At 62.4% G+C, this 24,293-nt stretch carries 24 protein-coding genes and 1 tRNA gene; 10 read left to right on the top strand and 15 right to left on the bottom strand.

What is annotated here, in order from left to right; all coding sequences use genetic code 11:
- Positions 1-148 precede the first annotated feature (148 nt).
- Positions 149-1,423, bottom strand: a complete 1,275-nt coding sequence (gene glyA, locus ACPS74_RS00955; protein ID WP_029651358.1) for a serine hydroxymethyltransferase — start codon at positions 1,421-1,423, stop codon at positions 149-151.
- A 377-nt stretch (positions 1,424-1,800) separates the two neighbouring features.
- Here glyA and ACPS74_RS00950 point away from each other — a divergent pair, with 377 nt between their 5' ends.
- From ACPS74_RS00950 to ACPS74_RS00935, 4 genes are read left to right on the top strand one after another with little or no spacing between them, the layout of a single operon-like run.
- Positions 1,801-2,409 (top strand): hypothetical protein, encoded by a 609-nt coding sequence (locus tag ACPS74_RS00950; protein WP_239754535.1) that lies wholly within the window; start codon positions 1,801-1,803, stop codon positions 2,407-2,409.
- Positions 2,410-2,428: 19 nt separating this feature from the next.
- Positions 2,429-3,067 (top strand): TetR/AcrR family transcriptional regulator, encoded by a 639-nt coding sequence (locus ACPS74_RS00945; RefSeq protein ID WP_036242004.1) that lies wholly within the window; start codon positions 2,429-2,431, stop codon positions 3,065-3,067.
- A gap of 49 nt (positions 3,068-3,116) precedes the next feature.
- The gene (locus ACPS74_RS00940) at positions 3,117-3,260 is read left to right on the top strand and encodes a hypothetical protein (RefSeq protein ID WP_157055273.1); all 144 of its coding nucleotides are present in this window, start codon (positions 3,117-3,119) and stop codon (positions 3,258-3,260) included.
- A 52-nt stretch (positions 3,261-3,312) separates the two neighbouring features.
- Complete coding sequence (locus ACPS74_RS00935; protein ID WP_157055274.1) at positions 3,313-3,696, top strand: hypothetical protein; 384 nt, start codon at positions 3,313-3,315, stop codon at positions 3,694-3,696.
- 28 nt (positions 3,697-3,724) lie between these two features.
- Here ACPS74_RS00935 and ACPS74_RS00930 read toward each other — a convergent pair whose 3' ends face one another.
- From ACPS74_RS00930 to ACPS74_RS00895, 8 genes are all read right to left on the bottom strand, one after another.
- Complete coding sequence (locus tag ACPS74_RS00930; protein WP_029651363.1) at positions 3,725-5,308, bottom strand: peptide chain release factor 3; 1,584 nt, start codon at positions 5,306-5,308, stop codon at positions 3,725-3,727.
- Between the two features lie 112 nt (positions 5,309-5,420).
- Positions 5,421-6,011: a DUF3501 family protein gene (locus tag ACPS74_RS00925; protein ID WP_029651364.1), complete on the bottom strand. Its 591-nt coding sequence runs from the start codon at positions 6,009-6,011 to the stop codon at positions 5,421-5,423.
- 162 nt (positions 6,012-6,173) lie between these two features.
- A complete protein-coding gene (locus ACPS74_RS00920; RefSeq protein WP_029651660.1) occupies positions 6,174-7,520 on the bottom strand; it encodes a heterodisulfide reductase-related iron-sulfur binding cluster in 1,347 nt (448 codons plus the stop codon).
- Positions 7,521-7,724: 204 nt separating this feature from the next.
- Positions 7,725-8,144 carry a rubrerythrin family protein gene (locus ACPS74_RS00915; RefSeq protein ID WP_026223003.1) on the bottom strand — a complete coding sequence of 140 codons (420 nt, stop codon included), beginning with the start codon at positions 8,142-8,144 and terminating at the stop codon, positions 7,725-7,727.
- A 154-nt stretch (positions 8,145-8,298) separates the two neighbouring features.
- The gene (locus ACPS74_RS00910) at positions 8,299-9,309 is read right to left on the bottom strand and encodes a methyltransferase (RefSeq protein ID WP_029649617.1); all 1,011 of its coding nucleotides are present in this window, start codon (positions 9,307-9,309) and stop codon (positions 8,299-8,301) included.
- 42 nt (positions 9,310-9,351) lie between these two features.
- On the bottom strand, positions 9,352-10,752 hold the full coding sequence (der, locus tag ACPS74_RS00905) for a ribosome biogenesis GTPase Der (RefSeq protein WP_029649619.1): 1,401 nt from the start codon (positions 10,750-10,752) through the stop codon (positions 9,352-9,354).
- 38 nt (positions 10,753-10,790) lie between these two features.
- On the bottom strand, positions 10,791-11,576 hold the full coding sequence (locus ACPS74_RS00900) for a tetratricopeptide repeat protein (protein WP_029649621.1): 786 nt from the start codon (positions 11,574-11,576) through the stop codon (positions 10,791-10,793).
- 195 nt (positions 11,577-11,771) lie between these two features.
- The gene (locus ACPS74_RS00895) at positions 11,772-13,103 is read right to left on the bottom strand and encodes a PQQ-dependent sugar dehydrogenase (RefSeq protein WP_029649623.1); all 1,332 of its coding nucleotides are present in this window, start codon (positions 13,101-13,103) and stop codon (positions 11,772-11,774) included.
- Between the two features lie 161 nt (positions 13,104-13,264).
- Between ACPS74_RS00895 and ACPS74_RS00890 the strand changes: the two genes are divergently transcribed.
- Complete coding sequence (locus tag ACPS74_RS00890; RefSeq protein ID WP_029649624.1) at positions 13,265-14,074, top strand: DUF72 domain-containing protein; 810 nt, start codon at positions 13,265-13,267, stop codon at positions 14,072-14,074.
- 70 nt (positions 14,075-14,144) lie between these two features.
- Here ACPS74_RS00890 and ACPS74_RS00885 read toward each other — a convergent pair whose 3' ends face one another.
- Positions 14,145-15,257, bottom strand: a complete 1,113-nt coding sequence (locus ACPS74_RS00885) for an endonuclease/exonuclease/phosphatase family protein (RefSeq protein ID WP_029649625.1) — start codon at positions 15,255-15,257, stop codon at positions 14,145-14,147.
- 313 nt (positions 15,258-15,570) lie between these two features.
- On the bottom strand, positions 15,571-17,133 hold the full coding sequence (locus ACPS74_RS00880) for an MFS transporter (RefSeq protein WP_029650634.1): 1,563 nt from the start codon (positions 17,131-17,133) through the stop codon (positions 15,571-15,573).
- Positions 17,134-17,311: 178 nt separating this feature from the next.
- Between ACPS74_RS00880 and ACPS74_RS00875 the strand changes: the two genes are divergently transcribed.
- From ACPS74_RS00875 to rlmN, 3 genes are all read left to right on the top strand, one after another.
- A complete protein-coding gene (locus tag ACPS74_RS00875; RefSeq protein ID WP_029650632.1) occupies positions 17,312-17,944 on the top strand; it encodes a TetR/AcrR family transcriptional regulator in 633 nt (210 codons plus the stop codon).
- Positions 17,941-18,432, top strand: a complete 492-nt coding sequence (locus tag ACPS74_RS00870) for a hypothetical protein (protein ID WP_029650630.1) — start codon at positions 17,941-17,943, stop codon at positions 18,430-18,432. The genes ACPS74_RS00875 and ACPS74_RS00870 overlap by 4 nt, the downstream gene beginning before the upstream one ends.
- 112 nt (positions 18,433-18,544) lie before the next feature.
- On the top strand, positions 18,545-19,726 hold the full coding sequence (gene rlmN / locus ACPS74_RS00865; protein WP_029650628.1) for a 23S rRNA (adenine(2503)-C(2))-methyltransferase RlmN: 1,182 nt from the start codon (positions 18,545-18,547) through the stop codon (positions 19,724-19,726).
- 62 nt (positions 19,727-19,788) lie between these two features.
- Here rlmN and ACPS74_RS00860 read toward each other — a convergent pair whose 3' ends face one another.
- From ACPS74_RS00860 to ACPS74_RS00850, 3 genes are all read right to left on the bottom strand, one after another.
- Positions 19,789-20,295, bottom strand: coding sequence for a disulfide bond formation protein B (locus ACPS74_RS00860; protein ID WP_036241841.1), 507 nt, complete (start codon positions 20,293-20,295; stop codon positions 19,789-19,791).
- A gap of 14 nt (positions 20,296-20,309) precedes the next feature.
- A complete protein-coding gene (locus tag ACPS74_RS00855; RefSeq protein WP_029650624.1) occupies positions 20,310-21,125 on the bottom strand; it encodes a C1 family peptidase in 816 nt (271 codons plus the stop codon).
- Positions 21,126-21,206: 81 nt separating this feature from the next.
- Complete coding sequence (locus ACPS74_RS00850; RefSeq protein WP_029650622.1) at positions 21,207-21,785, bottom strand: YqaA family protein; 579 nt, start codon at positions 21,783-21,785, stop codon at positions 21,207-21,209.
- A gap of 131 nt (positions 21,786-21,916) precedes the next feature.
- Here ACPS74_RS00850 and ACPS74_RS00845 point away from each other — a divergent pair.
- Together ACPS74_RS00845 and ACPS74_RS00840 are read left to right on the top strand one after the other, a co-directional pair.
- Positions 21,917-22,001 (top strand) — tRNA-Leu (locus ACPS74_RS00845).
- A gap of 216 nt (positions 22,002-22,217) precedes the next feature.
- Positions 22,218-23,369 carry a tyrosine-type recombinase/integrase gene (locus ACPS74_RS00840; protein ID WP_425622387.1) on the top strand — a complete coding sequence of 384 codons (1,152 nt, stop codon included), beginning with the start codon at positions 22,218-22,220 and terminating at the stop codon, positions 23,367-23,369.
- Between the two features lie 209 nt (positions 23,370-23,578).
- Here the strand turns inward: ACPS74_RS00840 and ACPS74_RS00835 are convergent, their stop codons facing one another.
- Complete coding sequence (locus ACPS74_RS00835; RefSeq protein ID WP_029650618.1) at positions 23,579-23,779, bottom strand: CsbD family protein; 201 nt, start codon at positions 23,777-23,779, stop codon at positions 23,579-23,581.
- Between the last annotated feature and the right edge of the window lie 514 nt (positions 23,780-24,293).

Genomic DNA, 24,293 nt, shown 5'->3' with positions numbered 1-24,293 from the left:
TTCGGGCGCCTTTCCCCTCTCCCGCATGCGGGAGAGGGAGGCCCCGCGAAGCGGGGTCGGGTGAGGGCTATCTCAAATGAGGCGACGGAGAGAACCCTCATCCGTCGCGCCTTCTCCCGCAAGCGGGAGAAGGGAACGTCCCACTTTTTTAATAGATCGGGAACTTCGCGGTGAGCGTGTGAACCTTTTCCTTCACCGCGGCTTCCGTCGCGGCGTTGCCTTCTTCGCCCTGCGAGGAGAGGCCGTCGAGCACCTCGACGATCATCTGCCCGACCTGTTTGAACTCGTTCTGGCCGAAGCCGCGCGAGGTCGCCGCCGGCGAACCGAGACGGATGCCGGAGGTGACGAAGGGCTTTTCCGGATCGAAGGGAATGCCGTTCTTATTACAGGTGATGTGCGCGCGGCCAAGCGCGGCCTCGGCCGCCTTGCCGGTGATCTTCTTGGGACGCAGATCGACGAGCATCAGATGGTTGTCGGTGCCGCCCGAGACGATCGCAAGGCCCGCGTCGACGAGCGTCTGCGCGAGCATTTGCGCATTGTCCTTGACCTGCTGCTGATAGGTCTTGAACTGCGGGGTCAGCGCCTCGCCGAACGCCACGGCCTTTCCGGCGATGACATGCATCAGCGGACCACCTTGCAGGCCGGGGAAGACCGCCGAGTTGATTTTCTTGGCGATGGCCTCGTCGTTCGTCAGCACCATGCCGCCGCGCGGACCGCGCAGCGTCTTATGCGTCGTGGTGGTGACGACATGCGCATGCGGCAGCGGCGACGGATGAAGTCCCGCAGCGACCAGACCGGCGAAATGCGCCATGTCCACCATGAAATAGGCGCCAACGCTGTCGGCGATCTTGCGGAAGCCTTCGAAGTCCCAGATGCGGGAATAGCCGGAGCCGCCGGCGATGATGAGCTTCGGCTTATGCTCCTGGGCGAGCGCGGCGACCTGCTCCATATCGATGCGCTGATCGTCCTTGCGCACCGTATAGCTCACCGGCTTGAACCAGCGGCCGGAGACATTCACCGGCGACCCATGCGTCAGATGACCGCCCGCGGCGAGATCCAGCCCCATAAAGACGTCGCCCGGCTGAAGAAGCGCGAGGAACACCGCCTGATTGGCCTGCGAGCCGGAGTTGGGCTGCACATTGGCGAAACCGCAGTCGAACAGCTTCTTGGCGCGGTCGATCGCGAGATTCTCGGCGATGTCGACGAATTGGCAGCCGCCGTAATAGCGCTTTCCGGGATAGCCCTCGGCGTATTTGTTGGTGAGAACCGAGCCCTGGGCCTCCAACACCGCCTTTGAGACAATGTTCTCCGACGCGATCAGTTCGATCTCGTGCCTCTGGCGGCCGAGTTCGAGTTCGATCGCCTTCGCGATTTCCGGATCGGAAGCGCTGAGGGAGGCGGTGAAGAAACCGGATTGGCTCATTGGAATGGACCTCTATGCCTAACGGCGCTGAACGAAAACAAAAACCGGCTCCCGGTCTTAATCGGCGAAGCCGGTCCCTAGGACGCGCATCGTGAGACGCGTCGCTTATCACGGCGAAGCCGCGACGGGAAGAGCGGCCGTCGTCGCGGTCTAAGGCCACGCCAAGTCTCGCGCGTGCTTCGTCAGTCCGGTTTTGTTGTGGGGGCTTTGGGTGGGCCGCGCAAGCTTCGCACGCCAGCGTCTCCGTTTCCTGAAGCGCCAAAATGACGCATGTTGCGCTCGCCCAATGGCCAGAAATAACGCGTTGCCGCGTCGCCATATTTTCGCTTCAAACGAGCGTTTGAATTTCAATCAGTCGTTTTAAACGGAGGTTCGTCGTGAGCGATCATCTGGAAACAAAATTTGCCGCGCTTAGCGCCAAGTCGCGCAGGCTGCTCATCGATGCCGCGGTCTGCTTCGTCGCGACCTGGCTTATCGCTTTCCTGCCGCCACAATGGAAGAATGGCGAAGCGCTGAAGGAAATCGCTTTCACGACCGACCCGGTGAGCGGCAAAATCATCGACCGGATCGCTTCCGCGGAGACGGAGCGCCCTTCCTTGAAGTCGAAAAACGCTTCGCCGGCTCCGGCGCTGTTCGCCGTCTATCCGCAGGAGCGCATCTCGGATTGGTCGAACGAAGCCGCCGCTGAACAGACGGAGACGATCCCTGTCAGGCCGACGAAAGTCGTCGCCTTGCGCAGGCCGTCTCCGGAAAAGAGAAACCCTGTCGAGTCGACGCCGCCGGCGCTTCCGACTGTCAACGCCGAGCCGCCCGCCTCTCCCCAGACGATGGGCGAGAACGCGGAGCAACAGGAACGGAGTTTGTTGGCCAAGCTCGACCCGACAGGGCTCTCATCCAAACTGGCTCCGCTCGGCCGCAAGGCGTGGAATAGCGCGACGTCGCTCGGCGGCGCAGTGTATAGCCTCGTCAACGTATATCCTTTTTGAGGACGACGCCTTGAGTAATATGGATCAGGCGCGCGTCGCGTCTCGCTCGACGGAGACGACGCGCGCTGCGCTCATCAAAGCGGCGACGTCGGTCTTCGCGGAATATGGGTATGACGGCGGCTCGGTGCGGCTCATCACCCAAAGGGCGATGGCCAATCAGGCGGCCGTCAATTACCACTTCGGCGGCAAGGACGGACTTTATCGTGAAGTGTTGATTGCTGCGACGCGGGCCTTCGAAGAGAATGCGTTCCTGGACCCCGAAGAGCTCGATGCGCTTTCGCCTGAGGACGCGCTCCGGCGCTATCTGCATCAGTTTCTGCTGCCGCTCGTCAAGCGCGATCGCGTCAGCCGCTTTCTGCGCATCTTCGCCTGGGAAAGCGTGCAGCCGAGCGAAGTCTTCAGCGCCTTCATCGCGAATTCGCCGCCCCGCATCTTTCGCTTGGCGGAACGGGTCGTGCGGCGGTTCCTGCCGCAAGACGCCTCTGCGGAGACCGTCACATTCGCGATGCTGTGGCTTGCCCAGCAGCCGATGTTCTTCGTGCGAGACGCGGAGCGGCTGGCGCAGCCGCCCTTCTCGCTCAAATTCGACGAAGACGCGCTCGAGCGGCTCGTCGACACGCTGGCGGGCTTAAGTCTTCGTGGACTCTCCGGAGTCTAAACCTGACCAATCGCTCCCGTCCGCTCGCGGTGCGTCTTAGGGAACAAACATGACAGCTCTGCTGCACAGCAATTATTTCTCCGCGGTTCTGACCGAGACCCAAAAGGCTCTGGAGTTCTCCGCAAACGTCCTCATTCTCGCCGCGACCGTGGCGCTCATCGGGGCGTTCTTGGCGCTGATCAAGGGCGCCTAGCCCTTTGCGCCGGCCGCGCGCCGCGTTCTTGTCGTCGTCGCGCAAACAAGGCATGTTTCAACTCGCCCCAAGCAACACATGGGTGATGAAAGTGAACATTGCAGCGGCGTTGTTAGCGGTTGCGACCGCCTCGGTTTTTGCAAATTCGGCGCAAGCGAAGCCTTTGACGCTGCTCTGCCGCCATAGCGACAATCTCTATGCAGCCCCCTATACGGTCGCCTATTCCCCGATCAGTTCGACGCTCGCGATCGTGGACGATGGACGAACCGACGCATACGCCGTCGAAGACGTTGCAAAAGAGAACGGGGGATACATCATTCAGGCCTATGGCAAGCTGCTGAACGCGCACATTACGCTGATCACTTCGCTTCCGAGGCAAATCCTTTATTCGGGCGCCTTCACCAACGACGTCTTCGCGATCGATTACTGCAGGTGAGCGGTTTTTCTTCGCCGCTGTTGGCGGCCTACGCCGCCCGCTTCTGATAGTCCTTCACATCCGAGAATGTGATTGCCGGATTGCGCTCGGCGTCATAGTTGAGCTGGAACGCCGACGAACTCATGAACACGGGGGCGCCGTCGAGATCGTCGGCGATGCTGGAGCCGTTCGAGTCAATAAAGCTTTTCAGCTTCGCCGGCTCGTCCGAGGCGATCCAACGGCAAACGGTAAAGCGCGGCTGCTCATAGCGCGTCTGCAGTCCATATTCCCCATCGAGCCGCGTCGCGAGCACGTCGAGCTGCAGCGCGCCGACAACGCCGACGATCGCGCCAGAGCCGTCGTGCGGCGTGAAAACCTGCACGACGCCCTCTTCCGCAAGCTGCTGCAAGGCTTCACGCAGCTTCTTCGCCTTCATGGCGTCGCCGATGAGAATGCGGCGCAGGATTTCCGGCGCGAAGCTTGGCACGCCGCGAAAGACAATCTCCTCGCCCTCGGTCAGCGTGTCGCCGATGCGCAATTGGCCGTGATTGGGCAGACCCACAACGTCGCCGGCGTATGCTTCGTCGGCGATCGAGCGGTCGCGCGCGAAAAAGAATTGCGGCGCGTTGATGGGAATATTCTTGCCCGTGCGAATCAATTTCGCCTTCATGCCGCGCGTGAGCCGACCCGAGCAGACGCGCATGAAGGCGATGCGGTCGCGATGGTTGGGGTCCATATTCGCCTGGATCTTGAAGACGAAGCCGGTCATCTTCGGCTCCTTCGCCTCGACGAGGCGCTTGTCGGCCTCCTGCGCGCGCGGGCTCGGCGCATATTCAGCCATCGCGTCAATCAGATCGCGAACGCCAAAATTGCGCAGCGCGCTGCCGAAGAAGACCGGCGTCAGATGTCCCTCGCGGAAGGCGGAGAGATCGAAGGGCTTGTTGCCTTCTTCGGCGAGCATCGCCTCTTCGCGCCACGCATCCGCGCCGCTCGGCAAAAGCGTGTCGAAGAGCGGATCGTCGAGGCCGCTGGTTTGCAGCAGCTCGGCGTCCTCATCGATCCGGCGCACGGTTTTCGTGGCGAATCGATAGGTGCCGGCGAAGCTTCTGCCCGAACCGATCGGCCAGGTGATCGGCGTCGCGTCGAGCGCGAGAGTTTTCTCGATTTCATCGATGAGATCGAACGGGTCGCGCGCCTCGCGGTCGAGCTTGTTGATGAAGGTGACGATCGGAATGTCGCGCAGGCGGCAGACTTCAAAGAGCTTGCGCGTGCGCGCCTCGATGCCTTTGGCGGCGTCGATCACCATCACCGCAGCGTCGACGGCGGACAGCGTGCGATAGGTGTCTTCCGAAAAGTCCTCGTGGCCGGGCGTATCTAATAGATTGAAGACGCAACCGCCATATTCGAAGGTCATGACCGAGGTGACGACCGAGATTCCGCGCTCGCGCTCGATGCTCATCCAGTCCGAGCGCGTCTGCTGAGCGTTGCGCTTGGCCTTGACCGCGCCGGCAAGCTGAATCGCGCCGCCGAAGAGCAGCAGCTTTTCGGTGAGCGTCGTCTTGCCGGCGTCAGGGTGCGAGATGATCGCGAAGGTGCGGCGGCGTGAAACGGGGTCGTTGGCGGGGGTTGTCAATGCACTGTCGGTTGTGAGGGAAACGCTTGAAGACGACTTAATGGCAAGCGAGGCTCACTGCAAACTTGCTTCATTAGAGGCGAGGCATCATCGATCGCCGCCAAGCGCGCATTCAGGCGAAATCCTCCGCAAGCGATGCGCGCGTCGCTTCCGACAAAACAGCCATATGGCTGTAGTTGGGATGCGACAGGCCCAAAATCACGCGCGTGTTCGGCTCCCTGAACGCTGCAATCTGCGCCTTCGTGAAGGGGAAGTGCACGAATTGCACGCTGCTCGCCTTGCCTTCAGCCGTAGTGCGATCCTGATCCTGCTCGGCCTTGCCGGCGACGCGCTCGCCGCCGACTTCGATGGAGGCCGTCTCTTCGACGCCGCCGAGCTGCGCCAAGACGCGGGCCCGCCGCAACGCGTCGTCGATCTCGATCATGAACGTCGCGACGAGTTCATTACCCTTTGGAATCAGCGGATTATATGCCGCAAGCTCGTCGATGATCTGCGCCTCGCCGCCTTTTTCGATGTGCAGCATCTCCTGCACCTGCAGCCACATCGTATCGAAATTCTCGAAGTAGAAGGTGACGTAAGGGCCGACCTCAACCCGGCGATGCCGCTTGAGCGCCGTGATGCGCTTGCGATGTTCCGCCCGGTCCTTGGCGTATTCCGCCCAGGGAAGAATATCGGCGGCGGTGAGTTGGTGACGATCGGTCATGAGGCGCCTCGCATCTAACACCCTCCCCTTGAGGGGGAGGGTCGAAGCGCGAAGCGCTTCGGGGTGGGGTGACTACAACGAAAACGAGGGGCGGGCCACCCCACCCCGCGCCTTCGGCGCGACCCTCCCCCTCAAGGGGAGGGTAAGGTTCGGGTCCAGCCGCTACGGGTTTGACAACCCGTAAGCTCGCGCCATCAGCACGATCGGATGGCCGACGCGTTCCGGCTTCGGCGTCTCGCCGCCGAGCGTCTCGATCTCCTGTTCGATATGCAGTCCGGCAAGCGGGCATTCGGAAACGACATGCTTCTTGTCGGCGTTCTGCAACTGCCGCGCGGCGGGCTTGCCCACCTTCATCGCGGTTTCGAAATTGCCCTTCTTGTATCCCCAAGCGCCGCCATGGCCCGAGCAACGCTCGACCACGGCCACATCGGCTTCCGGGATCAGCGCAAGCAGCTCGGCGCCTTTCTGGCCGATATTCTGGGCGCGCGAATGACAGGAGACATGGAAGGCGACGCCGCCATTGAGCGGCGCCATGCCTTCGGCCAGCCCCTCTTTGCGCGCGATGTCGACGACATATTCGGAAAGGTCGAATGTCGCCTCAGCCAGACGCTTGACGCTCTCGTCCTCCGGCAGAATCAGCGGCCATTCGAATTTCAGCATCAGCGCGCAGGACGGCACGGGCGCGACGATGTCGTAGCCCTCGTCGATATAGGGCGCGAAAGCCGCGGCGACCTTGCGCGCCGCCTCCGCCACGTCGTCGAGCATCCCCTGTTCGAGCTTCGGCATGCCACAGCAGGCCGGGTGCACGACTTTGGCATCGACGCCGTTTTTTGCGAGCACGGCAAGCGCCGACATGCCGATCGACGTGTCGTTATAGTCGCCGTAGCAGGTGGCGTAGAGCACGGCCTTGCGCGCCTTGGCCGGCGCCGACTCGTCGCGCATGGGCGGATGCGTCGCGGCCTGCGCTTCGAGCGTCTTGCTGGCGTATTTTGGCAGCTCGGCGTTGCGATCGATGCCCGTCGCCTTCTCCTCGAGGCCGCGCATCATTGCGTTGTCGCGGCGCGTCGCCCAATTGACCGCGCCTGAGATCAGCGTCGCCCATCGGCCGTAGCGGTCCGTATCGGCAAGCGCGCGATCGACGGCGGGCACGCCCTTCTTCTTCGCTTCGACCGCGCGATAGCGCAGGATCAGATGCGGAAAGTCGATGTTGAACTCATGCGGCGGCACATAGGGGCACTTCGACATGAAACACATGTCGCAGAGGGTGCAGGCGTCCACGACCTGTTTGAAATTCGCGCTCGCGACGGTGTCGAGCTCGCCGCTTTTCGATTCGTCGATGAGATCGAAGAGCCGCGGAAAGGAGTCGCACAGATTGAAACAGCGCCGGCACGTATGACAAATATCGAAAACCCGGCGCATTTCCGCGTCGAGCTTCGCATCGTCATAGAAATCGGCGCTCCGCCAATCCAGCGGATGCCGGATCGGAGCCTCGAGGCTGCCTTCTCTCATCTTTGTTGTTCCAAAACACAACGGCCGTCATGGCCGGGCTTGTCCCGGCCATCCACGCGGGGATGCTGCGGAGCGGTCGCCGCAAGACAGGGAGCCTGAAGCCCAGCCGCTGGCGCGCGGGTCAGGCTCTGAGCCTTTCGCCGGTCCCATCGCGTGGATGGCCGGGTCAAGCCCGGCCATGACGCGAAGGACCTAATTCTCTACTTACTTCAGCTCGTCCAGGGCGCGCTGGAAGCGGCCGGCATGCGAACGCTCAGCCTTGGCGAGCGTCTCGAACCAGTCGGCGATCTCCTCGAAGCCCTCGTCGCGGGCCGAGCGCGCCATGCCGGGATACATGTCCGTATATTCGTGGGTTTCCCCGGCGACGGCGGCCTTGAGGTTATCGGCGGTCTTGCCGATCGGCAGGCCGGTCGCAGGATCGCCGACCGTCTCCAGGAACTCCAGATGGCCGTGGGCGTGGCCGGTTTCGCCTTCGGCGGTGGAGCGGAACACGGTGGCCACGTCATTGTAGCCCTCGACGTCGGCCTTTTGAGCGAAATAGAGATAACGGCGATTCGCCTGCGATTCGCCAGCGAAAGCGGCCTTCAAATTTTCTTCGGTCTTGCTGCCCTTGAGCATAGCCATTTTCTTGCCTCCGAGTATTCGAGTCGGCGCGGCCGTTAGGCCACGACACAGGAATTAGAATAATTCAAAACTAGCTCCTGTCCAACCAAAATCCGGAGCGGAGACGCGGGGATTCGTCGCAGGCGCCGTGGACGCGTTCGCGCGCGCGGCGGCTCTATTTGACGCCGACCACCATGGAATCCGGCCCCGTCAGATGCTCGATCCGGGAGCTGGAGAACCCGGCTTCCTTCATCCAGCCCTCGCAGTCGGCCCCCGTAAAGTCGAAGCCGCCGTCGGTCTCGATCAGCATATTGAGGCTCATCAGCAGCCCAAAAGCGTTCTCGCGACGATCATTATCAATCATGGCTTCATAGACGATCAGCGCGCCGCCTTTTGGGAGAGCGTCATAGGCCCGCTTCAACAGCATCCGCTTTTGCTCAAGATCCCAGTCATGAAGGATGTGCCCCATGATGATGACGTCGGCCTTGGGCAGATCGTCCTTGAAAAAGTCGCCGGGGTAGAACCGCAGTCGCTCCGCGAGCCCATTGGCGGCGACAAATTCCTCGAATATCGGTCCGACTTGGGGGAGATCGAAGCCGCCGCCCGAGAGATGCGGATGCGCCCGCGCGATTGTGACGGGGACCATGCCCTGCGCGGCGCCGACGTCGACGAAGGTCCGATAGTCCCGCCAGGAGAATTTGTCGGCGATCGCCTGGGCGGCGCCGGCGCTCACGCCGCTCATCGCGGAGAGGAAGCCGCGCAGACGTTGCGGATCGGCGTAAAGCGCCGCGAAGAAATCGCTCTCGTCCTGATTTTCGCTTTGGCGTCGGCCGGTTCTCAGCGCCTCCGACAGATGTCCCCAGCTCTCGTAGAGACGCGCATTGGCCATTTCCAGCAGCCCGCCGACATAGCTGGGCCGACCGCGCACAAGGAAAAAATCCGTTTCGGGCGTATTGGCGTAACGCCCGTTGGCGTCGCGCTCCAGAACTTTCATTGCGACGAGCGCGTCGCAGAAGTCGTGCGCGGAGCGCTTATGTAAGCCGAGTTTCGGCGTCAGCGTCGCAAGGTCGGCGGGGCCGTCGGCGAGAGCGTCGAAGACGCCGAGCTCCACTGCCGAAAGCAGCGCCTTGGCGTTCCAGAACGACATGCCGAGAGCGAGAAGTTTTTCAGGAGAAGGCTTGAGCATGGCGCCACAATCTCGCGAGCGACGTCATGACACAAGAGTCGCTCAGCCTTTGTGACGTCCTTCGAAGGGGTTCTCCCCCGACTTTTTTGAGATCCTGATCGGCACGCCGGGAAGGTCGAAGGTCTTACGCAGACCGTTGATCAGGAAGCGCTCGTAACTCGTCGGCAGCTCGTCGAGCTGATTGCCGAAGAGCACGAAATGCGGCGGCCGCGACTTGGCTTGCGTCATGTAGCGTATCTTGATGCGCCGCCCGGAAACCGCCGGCGGCGGCGTCTCCTCGATTTGCGTCAGCAGCCACCGGTTGAGTCGCCCCGTCCCGATGCGCTTGTTCCAAATTTCATGAACCGCGAGGATCGCTTGCATGAGCTTGTCGAGCCCCTGCCCCGTCGCGCCCGACACCGGAACCACCGGACAGCCGCGCAGCTGCGCCAGCAGGCGTTCTGCGTCTTCGCGCAGCTTGAGGAGCGTCGCGTCGCGGTTCTCGACGAGGTCCCATTTGCCGAGCGCGATGACGACGGCGCGCCCTTCGCGGGCCGCGAGGTCGGCGATCGAGAGATCCTGCTTCTCAAAGGGAATCGTCGAATCGACGAGCAGCACGACGACTTCCGAAAACCGCACTGCGCGCAGCGCGTCAGCGGCCGACAGCTTTTCCAGCTTGTCGACGACGCGGGCGCGCTTGCGCAATCCGGCCGTGTCGAAGAGCTTCATCTTGCGGTCGCGCCACACGAAATCGACCGAGATCGAATCGCGCGTGATTCCCGCTTCGGGTCCCGTCAGCAGGCGCTCCTCGCCGAGAATGCGGTTGATGAGCGTCGATTTTCCGGCGTTAGGCCGTCCGACGACCGCGATGCGCAGCGGCTTCGTGACATCGAGATCGCTGCCGTCCTCATCGTCGTTGCGCAGATTTTCTTCAATGGCGACGTCGTCTTCGAAGGGCTCGGCGGTCTCCTCCGGTAGAGCCTCGCGCAGCGCGTCATAGAGCGCGCCCATGCCTTCGCCATGCTCGGCGGAAAACGGCACGGGATCGCCAAGACCCAGCGAAAAGGCGTCGTAGACGCCTGGCCCGCCGGCCTTCCCTTCCGCCTTATTGGCGATCAGGATAACCGGCTTGCCAGCGCGACGGACGAGATCGGCGAAATATTTGTCGTCGGGCGTGACGCCAACGCGCGCGTCGATGAGAAAGAGAATTGCATCGGCGGAGAGGATCGCGTTCTCAGTCTGGGCGCGCATGCGCCCTTCCAGAGTTCTGCCCCGGCCTTCCTCCAGCCCGGCCGTGTCGATGATGGTGAAGCGTAGATCGGCGAGCTTGGCTTCGCCCTCCCGGCGATCGCGGGTGACGCCGGGACGGTCATCGACAAGCGCCAGCTTCTTGCCGGTCAGTCGGTTGAACAGCGTCGATTTGCCGACGTTAGGCCGGCCGATGATCGCGAGCGAAAAGGACATGACTCGTTTCTCGCTGCGCTGCCGCGCCCCTACGCCAACTATTTCGAGGGCTTCACCTCGAACGGCGCCTCGCCGGACGATGCAGCGCCTTCCTGTTCCGGCTCGATCACCGGCGTCACGGTGACATTGCCGCCGCTCGCGGCTCCCCCGGCTCCCGCCGTCGGCGCCGCCGCCGGCTTGGGTCCGCGTTTCGCGTGCAGCAAGCCCTGATAGGCCGCAGCGCGCTGACGCACGGATTGCGGAGCGTCGCGATCGCTGAGCAGAATGTTGAAGTCCCTCTCGGCCTCTTCGAAATCGTCATTGGCCAGCGCGTCGAGACCATTCAATTCTTGCGCCGAAAAGCGGAATGCGCCGTTCGACGTCATCATCGGTCCGAGCGCGCGTTCCATCTTCTGGCGGTCTCCGCTCTCGAGGATGATCAGCGCAGCGCGCAGCAAAGCGACTTCCTGATTCAGTTTGTCGACATTCTTGTCGTCGGCGATCGCCTCCAATTCCTGGAGCGCGCGCGCCCTGTCTTCGCGCAGTTCCGCAGCCCGGATGCGCGCGAGCGCCGCATAGCCTTTGGGAGCGTCCTTGGCGAGCGCATCGAAAGCGGCCGCCGCCTCTTTCGCGTTGCCTTCGTTGGCGAGCGCGACCGCCGCTTCAAAACGGGCGTTCGCGGCTTCCGCCGTTTTTTGACGGTTGGTCTGGTAATAGCTCCACGCGCCGGTCGCAGCGACGATCAGCACGGCGAAGATCAGGATCGGCGTGTGATAGCGCCGCCAAAGGTCCGCCGCCTTGTCGCGCCGGACATCTTCATCGACCTCATGGAAAATATCGGACATGTGCGCCAGACCCTTGACTCCGCCCGAAAAAACCGGGCTGACCGCAGCCGATAGCATAGGCGGCGGCCAAATGCGAGCGCAGCCGGCTATTCCGCCAGCGCGATCAGGTGAAGGGCTTCCTCATTCTGAGGAGCGCGCGCAGCACGCGTCTCGAAGGACGAGGCAGCGCGTGTTTTCCTCACCCGAACCCGCTAGCTATTCCGCTTGCTTCTTGGCGGCGCTCGCCCGCCACACGACGCCGCCGGCGTCGTCGGCGACCAGCAGCGCGCCGCGCTTATCGACGATGACGCCGACCGGCCTGCCCCGCGCTTCTCCGCGCTCGTTCAGAAAGCCGGTCAGCACCTCTTTCGGGGCGCCCACCGGCGCGCCATTCTCGAACTTTACGAAAATGACGCGGTAGCCCACGCGGGGACTGCGATTCCACGATCCGTGCTGGCCGATGATCGCGCCGTTCTGGAACGGCCCGAGGGCGGAATCGCCGACGAAGGTAAATCCAAGCGAGGCCGTGTGAGAGCCGAGCGCATAGTCCGGCCGGATCGCCTGCTTCACGAGTTCCCGATCTCGCGGCTGCACGCGCTCGTCGACATGCTGTCCGTAGTAGCTGTAGGGCCAGCCGTAAAAGGCGCCCTCGCGCACCTTTGTCATGTAGTCGGGCACGAGATTGTCGCCGATCTCATCGCGTTCGTTCACCGCGACCCACAGGTCGCCTGTCGCGGGGTTCCAGTCCATCCCGACCGGGTTGCGCAGTCCCGAAGCGAAAACCCGTGTGTCGCCGGTCGCCGGATCGATCTCCAGAATGTCGGCGCGGTTATGCTCCTCCTCCATGCCGTTTTCGGCGGCGTTGGAGTTGGACCCGACGCCGACGTAAAGACGCGAGCCCACCGGATCCGCGACAAGGCTCTTCGTCCAGTGATGATTGCGACCCGACGGCAGATCCACGACCTTCTCCGGCGGCGCTTCGATGCGCGTGTCGCCTTCCTTATACGGAAAGCGCACGAGCGAATCGGCGTTGGCGACATAAAACTGATCGCCGACCAGCGCCATCCCAAACGGCGAATTGAGGTTTTCCAGAAAGACTTCCTTGGTCTCGGCGACGCCGTCGCCGTCCGCGTCGCGTAGCAGCGTGATGCGGTTGGCGCTTGGCTTATTCGAGCCGGCCTGGCGCATATAAAGGCCCATAAAGAAGCCGCGAACGCCGCCGCCTTCATTCTCGGACTTGGGCGGCGCATCGGTTTCCGCGACAAGAATGTCGCCGTTGGGCAATTCGTACAGCCAGCGCGGATGGTCGAACCCCGTCGCAAGAGCTTCAACGTCCAGACCCTCGGCGGGCGTGGGTTTTTCGCCGCTTGGCCAGCCCACGGCGCGAGCAATATTCACGTAAGGAAATGCGCCGGTCGGATGCGGCGACGGCAGCGTCGGATTGGGTCCATAGCCAGCGCTCTCTGGCATTTCGGGGCCGCGATCGCAGGCGGCGAGCGCGGTAGCGGTCAGCGCGAATAGAAATCTCCAGAAAAAATTCGCCACCATGGCGCCTTCTCCCCAAACGAACCCCGGTAAATACGAGAAGCCGCAGCTTCAACCATCGACAGCCGGCGACGAAGACAAATATGTTATCGACGACGCCGCTAAGATGGCGCGGCGGGGGTAAGTCTCAAGCCCTCGCCAGTCCATACTAGGCTGGAACGCAAATGAGTCGAAAGACCGGACGCGTCTATGTCGGGGTCGGCGGCTGGAATTACGCCCCCTGGCGCGAATCCTTTTATCCCGCTGACCTCGCGCATAAGCGCGAACTCGAATATGCGAGCCGCAAGCTCGCCTCGATTGAAATCAACGGCACCTATTATCGCACGCAGAGCGCCGCGAGCTTCGCCAAATGGCGCGACGAAACGCCCGAAGGCTTCATCTTCAGCGTCAAGGCGCCGCGCTTCGCGGTGATGCGCAAGACGCCACGAGAAGCGGGCGAGTCGATTGACCGCTTTTTCGCAAGCGGCGTGATGGAGCTTGGGGACAAACTCGGACCCATCTTGTGGCAGTTCCTGCCCAACAAGAAATTCGACGCGGGGTTCTTCGACGCTTTTCTTTCCCTGCTGCCAAAGAACATCGGCGGCCTACCGCTGAAGCACGCGATTGAGCCGCGCCATGAGAGCTTCAAGACGGCTGAATTCATCGCGCTGGCGCGCCAGCATGGGGTCGCCATCGTCGTCGCTGGCGATTCAAAATATCCGCTTATCGCCGATCTGACGGCGCCCTTCGTCTATGCGCGCATCATGGGAACGCGTCCCGATGCTCCACTCGGCTATGACGATAATGCGCTCGAGCAATGGACGCAGCGTGCGCGACAATGGGCGAGCGGCGCTGCGCCGAGCGGGCTTGACTATGTCGCGCGAACGCAACAGAAGGCGGCGACGCCTCGCGATGTTTTTCTCTACGTCATCAGCGGCGCCAAAGAACGCAATCCGGCCGCCGCCATGGCGCTGATGGAGCGACTCTCCCACTAGCAGGCGCCCAAACGGCTGACAGACTTTTTCGATGAGAACCTGCTCCGACATTTTGATTTTGAGCGATTCCTTATAGGTCGATATCCACCCATATCGCCGCGTGATCAGACGCCGCGTCCTCCTTGCGCGCGACTTCCGGATAGGCCTCCCAGCGTTTGGCCCGCGCGCCGGGCCACATGCCTTTGCGAAACACGCCGCCGCCCTTGACCCTTTCGAACAGCGCCGGCGAAAGCAGGATGAAGTCGATCTTGTTGTCCGCGGCGCAACTGCCGTAGGTGCCTGGAAAACCGCCGTCGGCGAATGTCGGATGCAAAAAGATGTCCTTCAGATCCGTCCCTTCGACGAGAGGACTCAAAGGTTCGCTGTCCGGCGTGTCGTTGAAGTCGCCCATGATGGCGATGTTCTTGATCCCCATGGCGATGCGCTCGTCGTAGATCTCCGCGACGCGTTTCGCCTGCGCGCGACGTTTGGCGTTGGACGATTGCTGCGAGCCGAAACCCTTGCTCTTGAAGTGATTGAGCATCACCAGCAGGCGCCCGCCGGACGGCGACGACACCTCGAATTCGGCGCAGTCGCGGGAAAATATCGGATTGCGCTCGTCCAGCATTTCGTCGACGTGGCTGCGCAGCACGCCGATGGGGAACCCCTGCCGCGTCAACAGGCCGACGTCGATGCCGCGCGTGTCGTTGCCGTCGATCACCATCGCGTGCCGGAATGCCTCTCCGCCGAGCGCAGCGACGACGTCCGCGTTGAAATCCCGCAGCACCGGCCGGCTCTCGACTTCGACGACGCCGAGAACGTCCGCCTCGATATCTCTCATCACCCGCGCCGTATTCCGCATCGCCTGTTCGTCGATGGGCTCGTCGCGCAACTCCAGCGAGCCGACCCAATCGGCACGCCCGCTCGCGACAATCTCAACGCCGCCTGACTTGGGGCGTTTGATCAGTCCGCCCCTGTTGCGCCGGAGGATGACGAAATCGCTGATGTCGGATTTTTCCAAATCGAGTTCATTGACAAGTTTCGCCATGCGCGTCTTGTCGGCGGCGCTGTACGACGGCTGCGCCAGCAGCGCATTCAGTTCCGCGAAGCGTTCGAGAATAGGTTTGCCTTGCGAAAGGCTCTTGAGATTCATTGCGCGTGCGCGATCGAAAAGATTCTCAACATTGTATGAGGCGAGTCTCATGAAATCCCCCAAGCGCAAAAAACAACAGAATGCGCTGGAGGCTAAAGCTCGACGCGCGCCGTGACAACCGCATGACCGGCGACGCAGGCCTTCGAACTCAGGTGAATTTCAGCTCACCTTCCGCCGTCATGCCTGCGCTTGTCGCGGGCATCCACGCCGGGACATCGCGAAACGCATCATCGGACACGGCATGTTCGGCTCATGTCCTGACATTTGCCTCTTGTCATCGCGTGGATGGCCGCGACAAGCGCGGCCATGACGCGGCGAGATGACGCCTTGTTATCCTGGATACGGAGCCCCGACGGGCGACGTGCTACGCCGGGGCCGAACTCGGCTTTTCGCCTGCGCCTTCCGGCGACGGAGGACGCGCTTGCTTGAGCGCAATCTTCGTCGCGAACGCGGCGCCGACAAGCCCCAAGGCGCCCAACCAGGCGGTCGCTTGAAAACCGGCGCAGAACGCGTCGCGCGCGGCGGCGAGCGTCCGCTCGGCCACTTCGGGAGGCAAGAATTTGACGGCGTCCGCCGCGCCGCCGAGGGTCGCGCCAGCCGCCCGCGCGACGTCCGCCGGGAGCCCCGCGACGACGTGGGCCATTTTGGCGCGATAGATCAGCGTGCCAAGACTGCCGAGCGCGGCGATGCCAAGGGCACCGCCAAGTTCTATCGCCGTTTCCGACAAGGCTGACGCCGCGCCGGCGCGCTCGGGCGGCGCCGACGTGACGATGATTTCCGTCGTCAGCGCGATCACCGGCGTGAAGCCGACGAGAAGCAGAGACGATAAAAGCACCCCGTAGAATCCAGCCGCCAGCGCGAGGCCGACAAATCCAGCCGCAGCGACGATCAGTCCGCCGGCGAGAAGATTGACGGGCGTGATGCGGCGCGCGAGCGCGGGCGTGGCGAAAGAGCCGATCATGAAGACGATCGCCGACGGCGTTGACCACAGCCCTGCATCGAGCGGCGTCAAACCAGCAACGAGCTGAAAATACTGGGCGAGCAGAATGAACGCCCCGAACATGAAGAAGACGCCAAGCATGTTGATGCAAAGCGCCAAATTCAGCGACCGTGAGCGAAACAGCGCGAGATCGATCAAAGGGTCTTCGAGCCGCGACTGTCGGCGCAGGAACAGGAGCGCGAGCGCGACGCCTGCCGCCGTCGCTCCGATCGCGTCGGCGCCGAAGCCTGCCTCGGCGGCGCGCTTCAATCCGTAAACGAAGGCCAGCACCGCCGCGAGCGACAGAAGCGCGCTGGCGAGATCCAGCCGGCCCGCGTGGGGGTCGCGATATTCCGGCAGAAGCACCGGCCCGAGAACAAGCAGAAGGACCATCACCGGGACGCCCGCGAGAAAGACCGAGCCCCAGCCGAAAGACTGAATGAGCGCGCCGCCGACGAGCGGCCCGATAATGGCGCCGGCGGAGAAGCTCGAAATCCACATGCTGACCGCGAAGGTGCGTTCCGACGGATCGCGGAACATGTTGGCGAGCAGCGACAGCGTCGACGGCGCGAGGGTCGCTCCCGCGATGCCGAGCGCGGCGCGCGCAAAAATCAGCATCTGCGCCGATTTGGAGAAAGCGGCGATGATTGATACGGCGCCGAACGCCGCAGCGCCCAGCAGCAGCACCTTGCGCCGGCCGATGCGATCGCCGAGCCCGCCCATGATCATCAGGAAGCCGGAGACCATGAAGCCGTAGACGTCGATGATCCACAGCAGTTGCGACGCGCTCGGTCGCAGCTCCGCCGTCAGCGCCGGAATGGCGAGATTGAGCACCGTGAAGTCCATCGCATAGACCAGACAGGGCAGAGCGAGGATGGCGAGCCCGATCCACTCCCGGCGCGTCGCCTTGAGCGAAGGATCGGATGTGTCTGGCGCGGCGCTATGCAAGGAGTCGCTCCGTCGGCCCTCTTGGCCGTGAGCGCGCAGCGTTTATCGGTTTTGAAGAGCGACATCAATAAACGCCCCTGCCCGAGGCGTGGCAGCGCACCTTAAGAAGCACGATCGAGTCTTGAAGTTCACACGACGGCGCTTGACATCGGCGAGATGCAATGTCACACGCTATGACATGACGTCACATAAACTGACATCACTTCGCGAGACTCATAAGGATCATACGCGAACGCGTATTCTCGAGGCCGCGATCGACGAGATGCGCGAGGGAAAGCTGGATGCGCTCACCATCGCCAAAGTGGCTGAGCGCGCGCAGGTGACCGAACGAACCGTCTACCGTCACTTCCTGACGCGCGAGGATCTCTTGAAGGCGGTCTGGCCGCGCATGCAGGCGCGCGTCGGCAGTTCGGGCTTTCCGCAGACCGCTGACGATTTGATCGCCACGCCGTTGCGGCTGTTCCCAAGATTCGATGAAGAAGAGGGGCTGATCAGAGCGTCGATCTCTTCCGAACCCGGACGCGAAATGCGCTTAAGTTCGAACCCGCAGCGTCAGGCGGCGATGCTCGCCTGCGTCGCCGACGCGCTGCCTGAGATGGACGACGCCGCCAAACGCCGGCGCGCTGCGGTCGCCCAGCTGATCGACAGCGCCTACGCCTGGTCGGTCCTCAGGGATCTCTGGGGATTGGAGGGCGCCGAGGCCGGCCGCGCGGCGTCCGAGGCGATCGCCGTCCTGCTCGGTCGCCGTTCGGCCGCCGATGAACGTGATTTGTCGTCTGAACGCGTTTTTCCACATGGAGAAGAGAAATGACCTGCATCGCCCACGCTTCCATCCCAGCGGACAATCCGGAGGTCGTCGCCAAAGTGCTCGCAGAGATCATGCAGGGCGAAGCGACGCCCTTCCCGCCCGCAGGGCCGAGCTCCTGGATGGCCTGGTCGGGCGACGGCGACGTCGAGCTTGAGATCGCGCCGCGCGGACATGTGCTCGCCTGCGGCCCTGACGAAGGCTATTGGACCCCGCAAAATCAAGGAACGCGTCTTTCCGAAGCCCATCTCGCCATTTGCGTGGCTCGGCCGGCGGAGGAGATCATCGCCATCGCCACAAGGGCCGGCTGGCCGGCGCGGGCTTGCGATCGCGGCGGCGGATTGTTCCAGCTGTCGGAAGTGTGGGTCGAAGGCGCATTCATGCTGGAATTCCTGGACCCGGCGCAAACCGCGCGCTATCGCGAGGTAGTGACGCCTGAAAACTGGAAGCGCTTCCTGCAGTCGATGCAGAACGCGGAAGCGACCGCCGGCTGATCCACGCTCGCGCCTCGCATCGCAGAAGACGCGCGTTGACCTGGCGGCTTCCACGGCGCTCTCAAAATATCGCGCAGAGACATGATATAACAGGCGCAGTTCCGAGGATTTCATGAGCCTATCCGACACTCCCGTCGCGCCCACGACGACGCTTAAGCCTTCGCTGGCCGGAATGACCCGCGCCGAGATCGCCGACGCCTTGCGGGCGCTCGGCCTGCCGGAGCGCGAGATCCGCATGCGCGTGTCGCAGATCTGGCATTGGGTCTATTTCCGCGGCGCGCGCGACTTTGGCGAAATGCTGAATGTCTCGAAGGCGATGCGGGCGCAGCTCGCCGACGCCTTTGCGCTGCGCCTTCCGGAAATCATCGAGGAGCAGATTTCGGTCGACGGCACGCGCAAATGGCTGCTGCGGCTGCAACCCGTCGACGCCTTCGACAAGGGCGCCGAAGTCGAGTGCGTCTACATCCCGGAAAGCGACCGCGGAACGCTTTGCGTCTCCTCGCAGGTGGGCTGCACGTTAAATTGCAGCTTCTGCCACACGGGCACGCAGCGGCTCGTGCGCAATCTGACGACCGCCGAGATCGTCGGGCAATTGCTCGTCGCCCGGCAGCGGCTCGGCGATTTTCCCGATCGCGACCGACCGACCGACGGGCTGGTGCCGGCAGGCGAAGGCGTGCGCGCCGTTTCCAACATCGTCTTCATGGGCATGGGCGAACCGCTGTACAATCTCGACAATGTCATGGCGGCGATCGAGATCATGGCCGACGGCGACGGGCTGGCGCTGTCGAAGCGGCGCATCACCGTCTCGACCTCCGGCGTCGTGCCGCAGTTCGAACGCTTGGGCGCCGAATGCGGGCCGGCGCTGGCGATTTCGCTGCACGCGGTGCGCGACGAGCTGCGCAACGATCTTGTGCCGCTCAACAAAAAATATCCGATCAAAGAACTGCTGCAGGCCTGCCGCGACTATCCCGGCGCGTCGAACGCAAGGCGCATCACCTTCGAATATGTGATGTTGAAGGGCGTGAACGACTCGCCTGCCGACGCCCGGGAGCTGGTGCGGCTCCTGAAAGGCCTGCCGGCGAAGATCAATCTGATCCCCTTCAACCCCTGGCCGGGCGCGCCCTACGAATGTTCGGATTGGGAGACGATCGAGCGCTTCTCCGACATCGTCTTCAACGCCGGCTACGCCAGCCCGGTGCGCACGCCGCGCGGGCGCGACATTTTTGCGGCCTGCGGACAACTGAAGAGCGAGACGGAAAAGCTCAGGGCGAGCGCCCGGATGGCGGCGGGCTAAAGGAAAGCGTCTCAACGAACTTCGGGTCAAGACGCCATGAGCGCCGACCGGGCGGCGAACTATTATCGAATGCGGCGCGCGCCGACGAGAGCAAGCGCCGCCAGCACGGCCGAGATGGCGACATTCCAATTCGCCAGCGTCAGGCCGAAAATCCATAAATTCGGCTCGTCGCAGCGCACGACCTTCACGGATTGAAGTTGCTTCATGAAATCGGCGACCGACGGCGCCGTCGAAAGCGGCCCGGAACAATCGGACGGCCCGGCGAAAATCTTCCACTCGACGCCCGAATGATAGATCGAAAGGATGGCGTTGCCGGCGAAGAGCAGCGCCATCAGCAGGAAGGCCGCGCGGGCCATTCCCCCCCTCCCCGTTTGCGCGGCGAAGGCCGCGAGCGGCGCGAGCGCGAACGCCGCGTAATAGGGCACGCGCTCCTTGTAGCAGAGTTCGCACGGCAGATAGCCGAGCGACTCATAGGCGAAGGCGCCGCCGATCGCCGCGACGGCGGCGGCGAGGATCAGCAGCGCGATATTGCGGGGCGCTAAAAGGCCGCTCGACTCAAGCAGCGCCATGCGAGATCCGACCATCAGGACGTAATATACTGCGCCTGCCCCTGCGCCAAGAACTGGAAGAGATCATAGGCCATCCAGATATAGCCGCCACTGCCGTTCCATGTGGCGCCCCAATCCGTCCCGAAGCTGTTCTGGATCAGAATAGCCCCTTGGGAGTCGTCGTAGCCGATGATCAGCATGCAGTGGCCGACGAGACCGCCATCGGGGTTCTTGATCTTGTCGAAGGGCCCATTCATTGGGCTGGGCGAGCCGTCATAGGCGATGAACGTTGAATTCAGCGCCGTGCCGTAACAGAGCGCGCCGCCATTGGCGATGACCGTCTTGACCGAGTCGAGATCGGAAGTCTCCACCATCGCCCAGCCCGGAATCTGAAAGCTCGCGTCGATCGTCGCATTCAGATCATAGCTCGACCAAAGCGTCGAACAATTCGGCGTGTAAGGCGCCGTCGCCCAGTTCGGGGTGCCGCCCTGGCACAGAAGATCGAGATAGGAGCCGAGCCGCGAGCCTTGGCATTGATTGGCGCCGTAGCACTTCATGACCTCGATGTAGATATGCGCCGGACTCGCCTGCAGTGACGCATCGCTTGGCGTCGTCTGCGAATTTTGCGCGGCCGTAAAGGTCGCGAGGCCATAGGTCGTCGCCCAGGCCGCGCAGCTGCCTGGGCTGCCGATATGCTTGGACGTGCCTTGGGCCTGCGGCGGGGGCAAATAAAGCGGATTGACCGTCGCAGAAGTGGGAAGAGTCCCGGAGAAAGCCGGCTTAACTGAACGGCCGGTCTCAATGATGGTCGGATTATAGCCAAGATTCAGAAATTCTTGTCGTGCAGACATTGAAAGCTCCTCTTCAAAAAAGCAGCAGCGGCAAAATTCGGCGCTTCAGTTCTGCAATTCTCGGACTGAAGCCTGACGATTTTAAAACATCTTCGCCGCGAGCGCGAAGCCGGCGACGACGATCACCGCGAGCGACGCGATGAAAAGTCCGAAGTGGCTTTCGAGCTTCGAGCGGATCGGATCGCCAAAATGATTGATCGCCGCCGCCAGCACGAAGAACCGCGCGCCGCGCGTCACCATCGACAGCACGATGAACAGCGGGAAATTATAGGCGAGAAGCCCGGAGACGATGGTCACGAGCTTATAGGGGATGGGCGTGAAGCCCTTGACAAGGATGAAGATCGCCCCCCACTGCGCGTAGAAGGCGCGCAGCGCCTCCATCTTCTCGCCATAGCCATAGAGATTGATCAGCCACTGGCCGATCGTATCGTAGAACAGCGCGCCGAACGCGTAGCCGAGCGCCCCGCCCGCGACCGAGGCGATCGTGCAGATGCCTGCGAAATACCAGGCCTTCTTCGGCTCGGCGAGCGTCATCGGCACGAGAATCACGTCGGGCGGCACCGGGAAGAACGAACTCTCCGCAAAAGCGATTGCGCCGAGCGCCAGGGGCGCATGCCGGCTCGCGGCGAGCGACATGGTCCAGTCGTAGAGCTTTTTCATCTGTTCCCGGGGTTGGCGCGGCGCGCTGCCCGCGCATAGCACGTAAGCGTTGAAGAAAGAAGTTTCTCGGGTTGACGGGCGCCGAGGCGCGGCTAATATCCGCGCCGCTTCGCCGGCTTCCCGCCGGCAGGGCCCCTGTGGCGGAATTGGTAGACGCGCTCGACTCAAAATCGAGTTCCGCAAGGAGTGCTGGTTCGACTCCGGCCAGGGGCACCACCCAAATAATTCAGACGATTTCAAAAGCGCTCAATTCGAGCGCTTTTTTATTGGTTTTCAAGCGATTACCGAGCTTCTAGCCGATCGAACCTTTTCACCCCATTTCATCCTTTCTCGCCACTCGGGTGGGGTCTAAGGTGGGGCCAAGCGATTCCGTGAAGGTGGGGCCAAGACGACGTGGCGGGGGAGAAACTAACAGCGGCGAAAGCGAAGGGTGTGTTGGCGCCGGGCCGATATCTCGACGGCGCCGGGCTCTATTTGCAGGTGAAACCATCCGGCGCGCGCTCTTGGATTTTTCGATACAAGGTCGCCGGCAAACCGAAGTTCATGGGGCTCGGCCCCTTCCCTGCGGTGTCGCTCGCCAAGGCGCGAGAGAAGGCGAGCGAAGCGCGCAAGGTGCGCGCCGGTGGTCGCGACCCAATTCGACAGAAGAGACGCGCCGACGCCCAAGCGGCGCGCGAGACGGCCGGCGCCATCACATTCGAAAGGGCCGCGCTTGAATGCATCGCTGCCAAACAAGGCGAATGGCGGTCGCCAAAGACGGCCTACATCTGGAATCACACGCTGAAGACGTATGCCTTCCCGATCATGGGCGCTCTGCCGATCGGCGACATCGAATTGCAGCACGTCAAAGAGGCGTTAGAGCCGGTTCGCATGGCCAAGCCCGAGACAGGCCGGCGCCTGCGTCGGCAAATTGAGGCCGTTCTGACTTACGCCAAGGCGCACGGTTGGCGCACGGGCGATAATCCCGCGGCGGAGCGCCTTGTTGACGCTGTGATGGCGAAGCCGAGCAATGGCGTCGCGCATCGTCCTGCTATGTGCTGGCAGGACGTTCCCGCGTTCATGGCGCGGCTGGACGATCTAAAGGATTTGTCCGCGGTTGCGCTGCGCGTGGTCATCCTTACGGCTTGCCGGACTAGCGAGGCGCTCGGCGCCCGCTGGAATGAAATCGACCTGAAGGCGAAGGTCTGGACGATTCCCAAGCCGCGCATGAAAGCCGGCAAAGAACACAAAGTGCCGCTATCGCGTGAAGCGGTCGCCGCGCTCAAAGCCGCCGCGCAATTCCGGCTCGCGAATTCCGACTATGTGTTTCCGGGCGCTCGGCTCGGCCAACCGTTATCGAACATGGCGCTGTTGACTTTGCTGCGGCGTATGAAGGTCAAAGGCGTTACCGTCCACGGCTTCCGGTCATCGTTTCGAGTTTGGGCCGCAGAGACGACAGACTTTCCGCCCGAGATTTGCGAGGCCGCCCTCGCGCATCAGGTGGGGAGCGCTGTCGAGAGGGCTTACAGGCGAACGAGCTTCTTTGATCGCCGCAGGGATTTGATGGACGCTTGGGGCGCTTATTGCGATTCGGAAACGGTTTAAGGCCCGCCGACAATCGCGTCGAGACGGCATTGGCGCATTCGATCGGGAGCGCTGTCGAGGCGGCTTACAGGCGTGGCGACCTGTTCGAAAAGCGGCGGGAATTGATGGCGGATTGGGGAGTGTATTGTTCGGAAGAACGGCCGATGCTTGCGCGCCAGTCAATATGAAACCGCTGCACGCCTGCGCCGACCGCACTGATCTTCTCAATCTCAGTTACGCGAAATCCAGTTATCAACTTCTCTCTTTGCTTCGTCCGGCGTATATCCGTATTTCTGCTGAAGCATCCCTTCCAAACCTTCACGTTTGCCGTTGATCTGGACAAGCTCGTCATCCGTGAGACGGCCCCATTGCTCCTTGACCTTACCGGAAAATTGTTTCCAGCCGCCGGAGATGACATTCCAGTTCGTTATCGTCTGACGCACGGCAGGCTTTGGAGCTTGGGGAGTGTAGCCCGGCATACCCACAACATTTGGCGGCGACCATTTCTGCGTGTCGGAAACTTGCTGTCCGGCGAAACACGCCGTGCTGAAGGCAACTGCGGCACCTATCGTTAAAAGCGCGCCCCGTGAGACATTAATTAGCATAGACGGTCCTCCCAATAATGAGCGCTCAGCAACCCAATGCTGACGAGGGTAGAACACCTTGGACTCTAGGATTGTTCCAAACCGCCCTTGCGCATCAGGTGGGAAACGCCGTCGAGAGGGCCTACAGGCGAACAAGCTTCTTTGATCGACGCAGGGATTTGGTGGACGCTTGGGGCGCGCACTGCGATTCCGAAACGGTGTAGAGCTTTTCTCGCCGATACCGATAGTGCGCGAGCCTCAACTTGACCCCGTCCTGTCCCCGATATCCACAGGCGGAAGACTATGACTTCAAACGAATTCTCCGACTCCGACGCGCGCTGTAACCCTGCTTTTCCAAAGA

This window comes from Methylocystis sp. SB2 (assembly GCF_049817085.1).
Taxonomy (GTDB): Bacteria; Pseudomonadota; Alphaproteobacteria; order Rhizobiales; family Beijerinckiaceae; genus Methylocystis; species Methylocystis rosea.
Note: the sequence above shows the minus strand (reverse complement) of the source record. Positions and strands in the feature narration are given on the sequence as shown.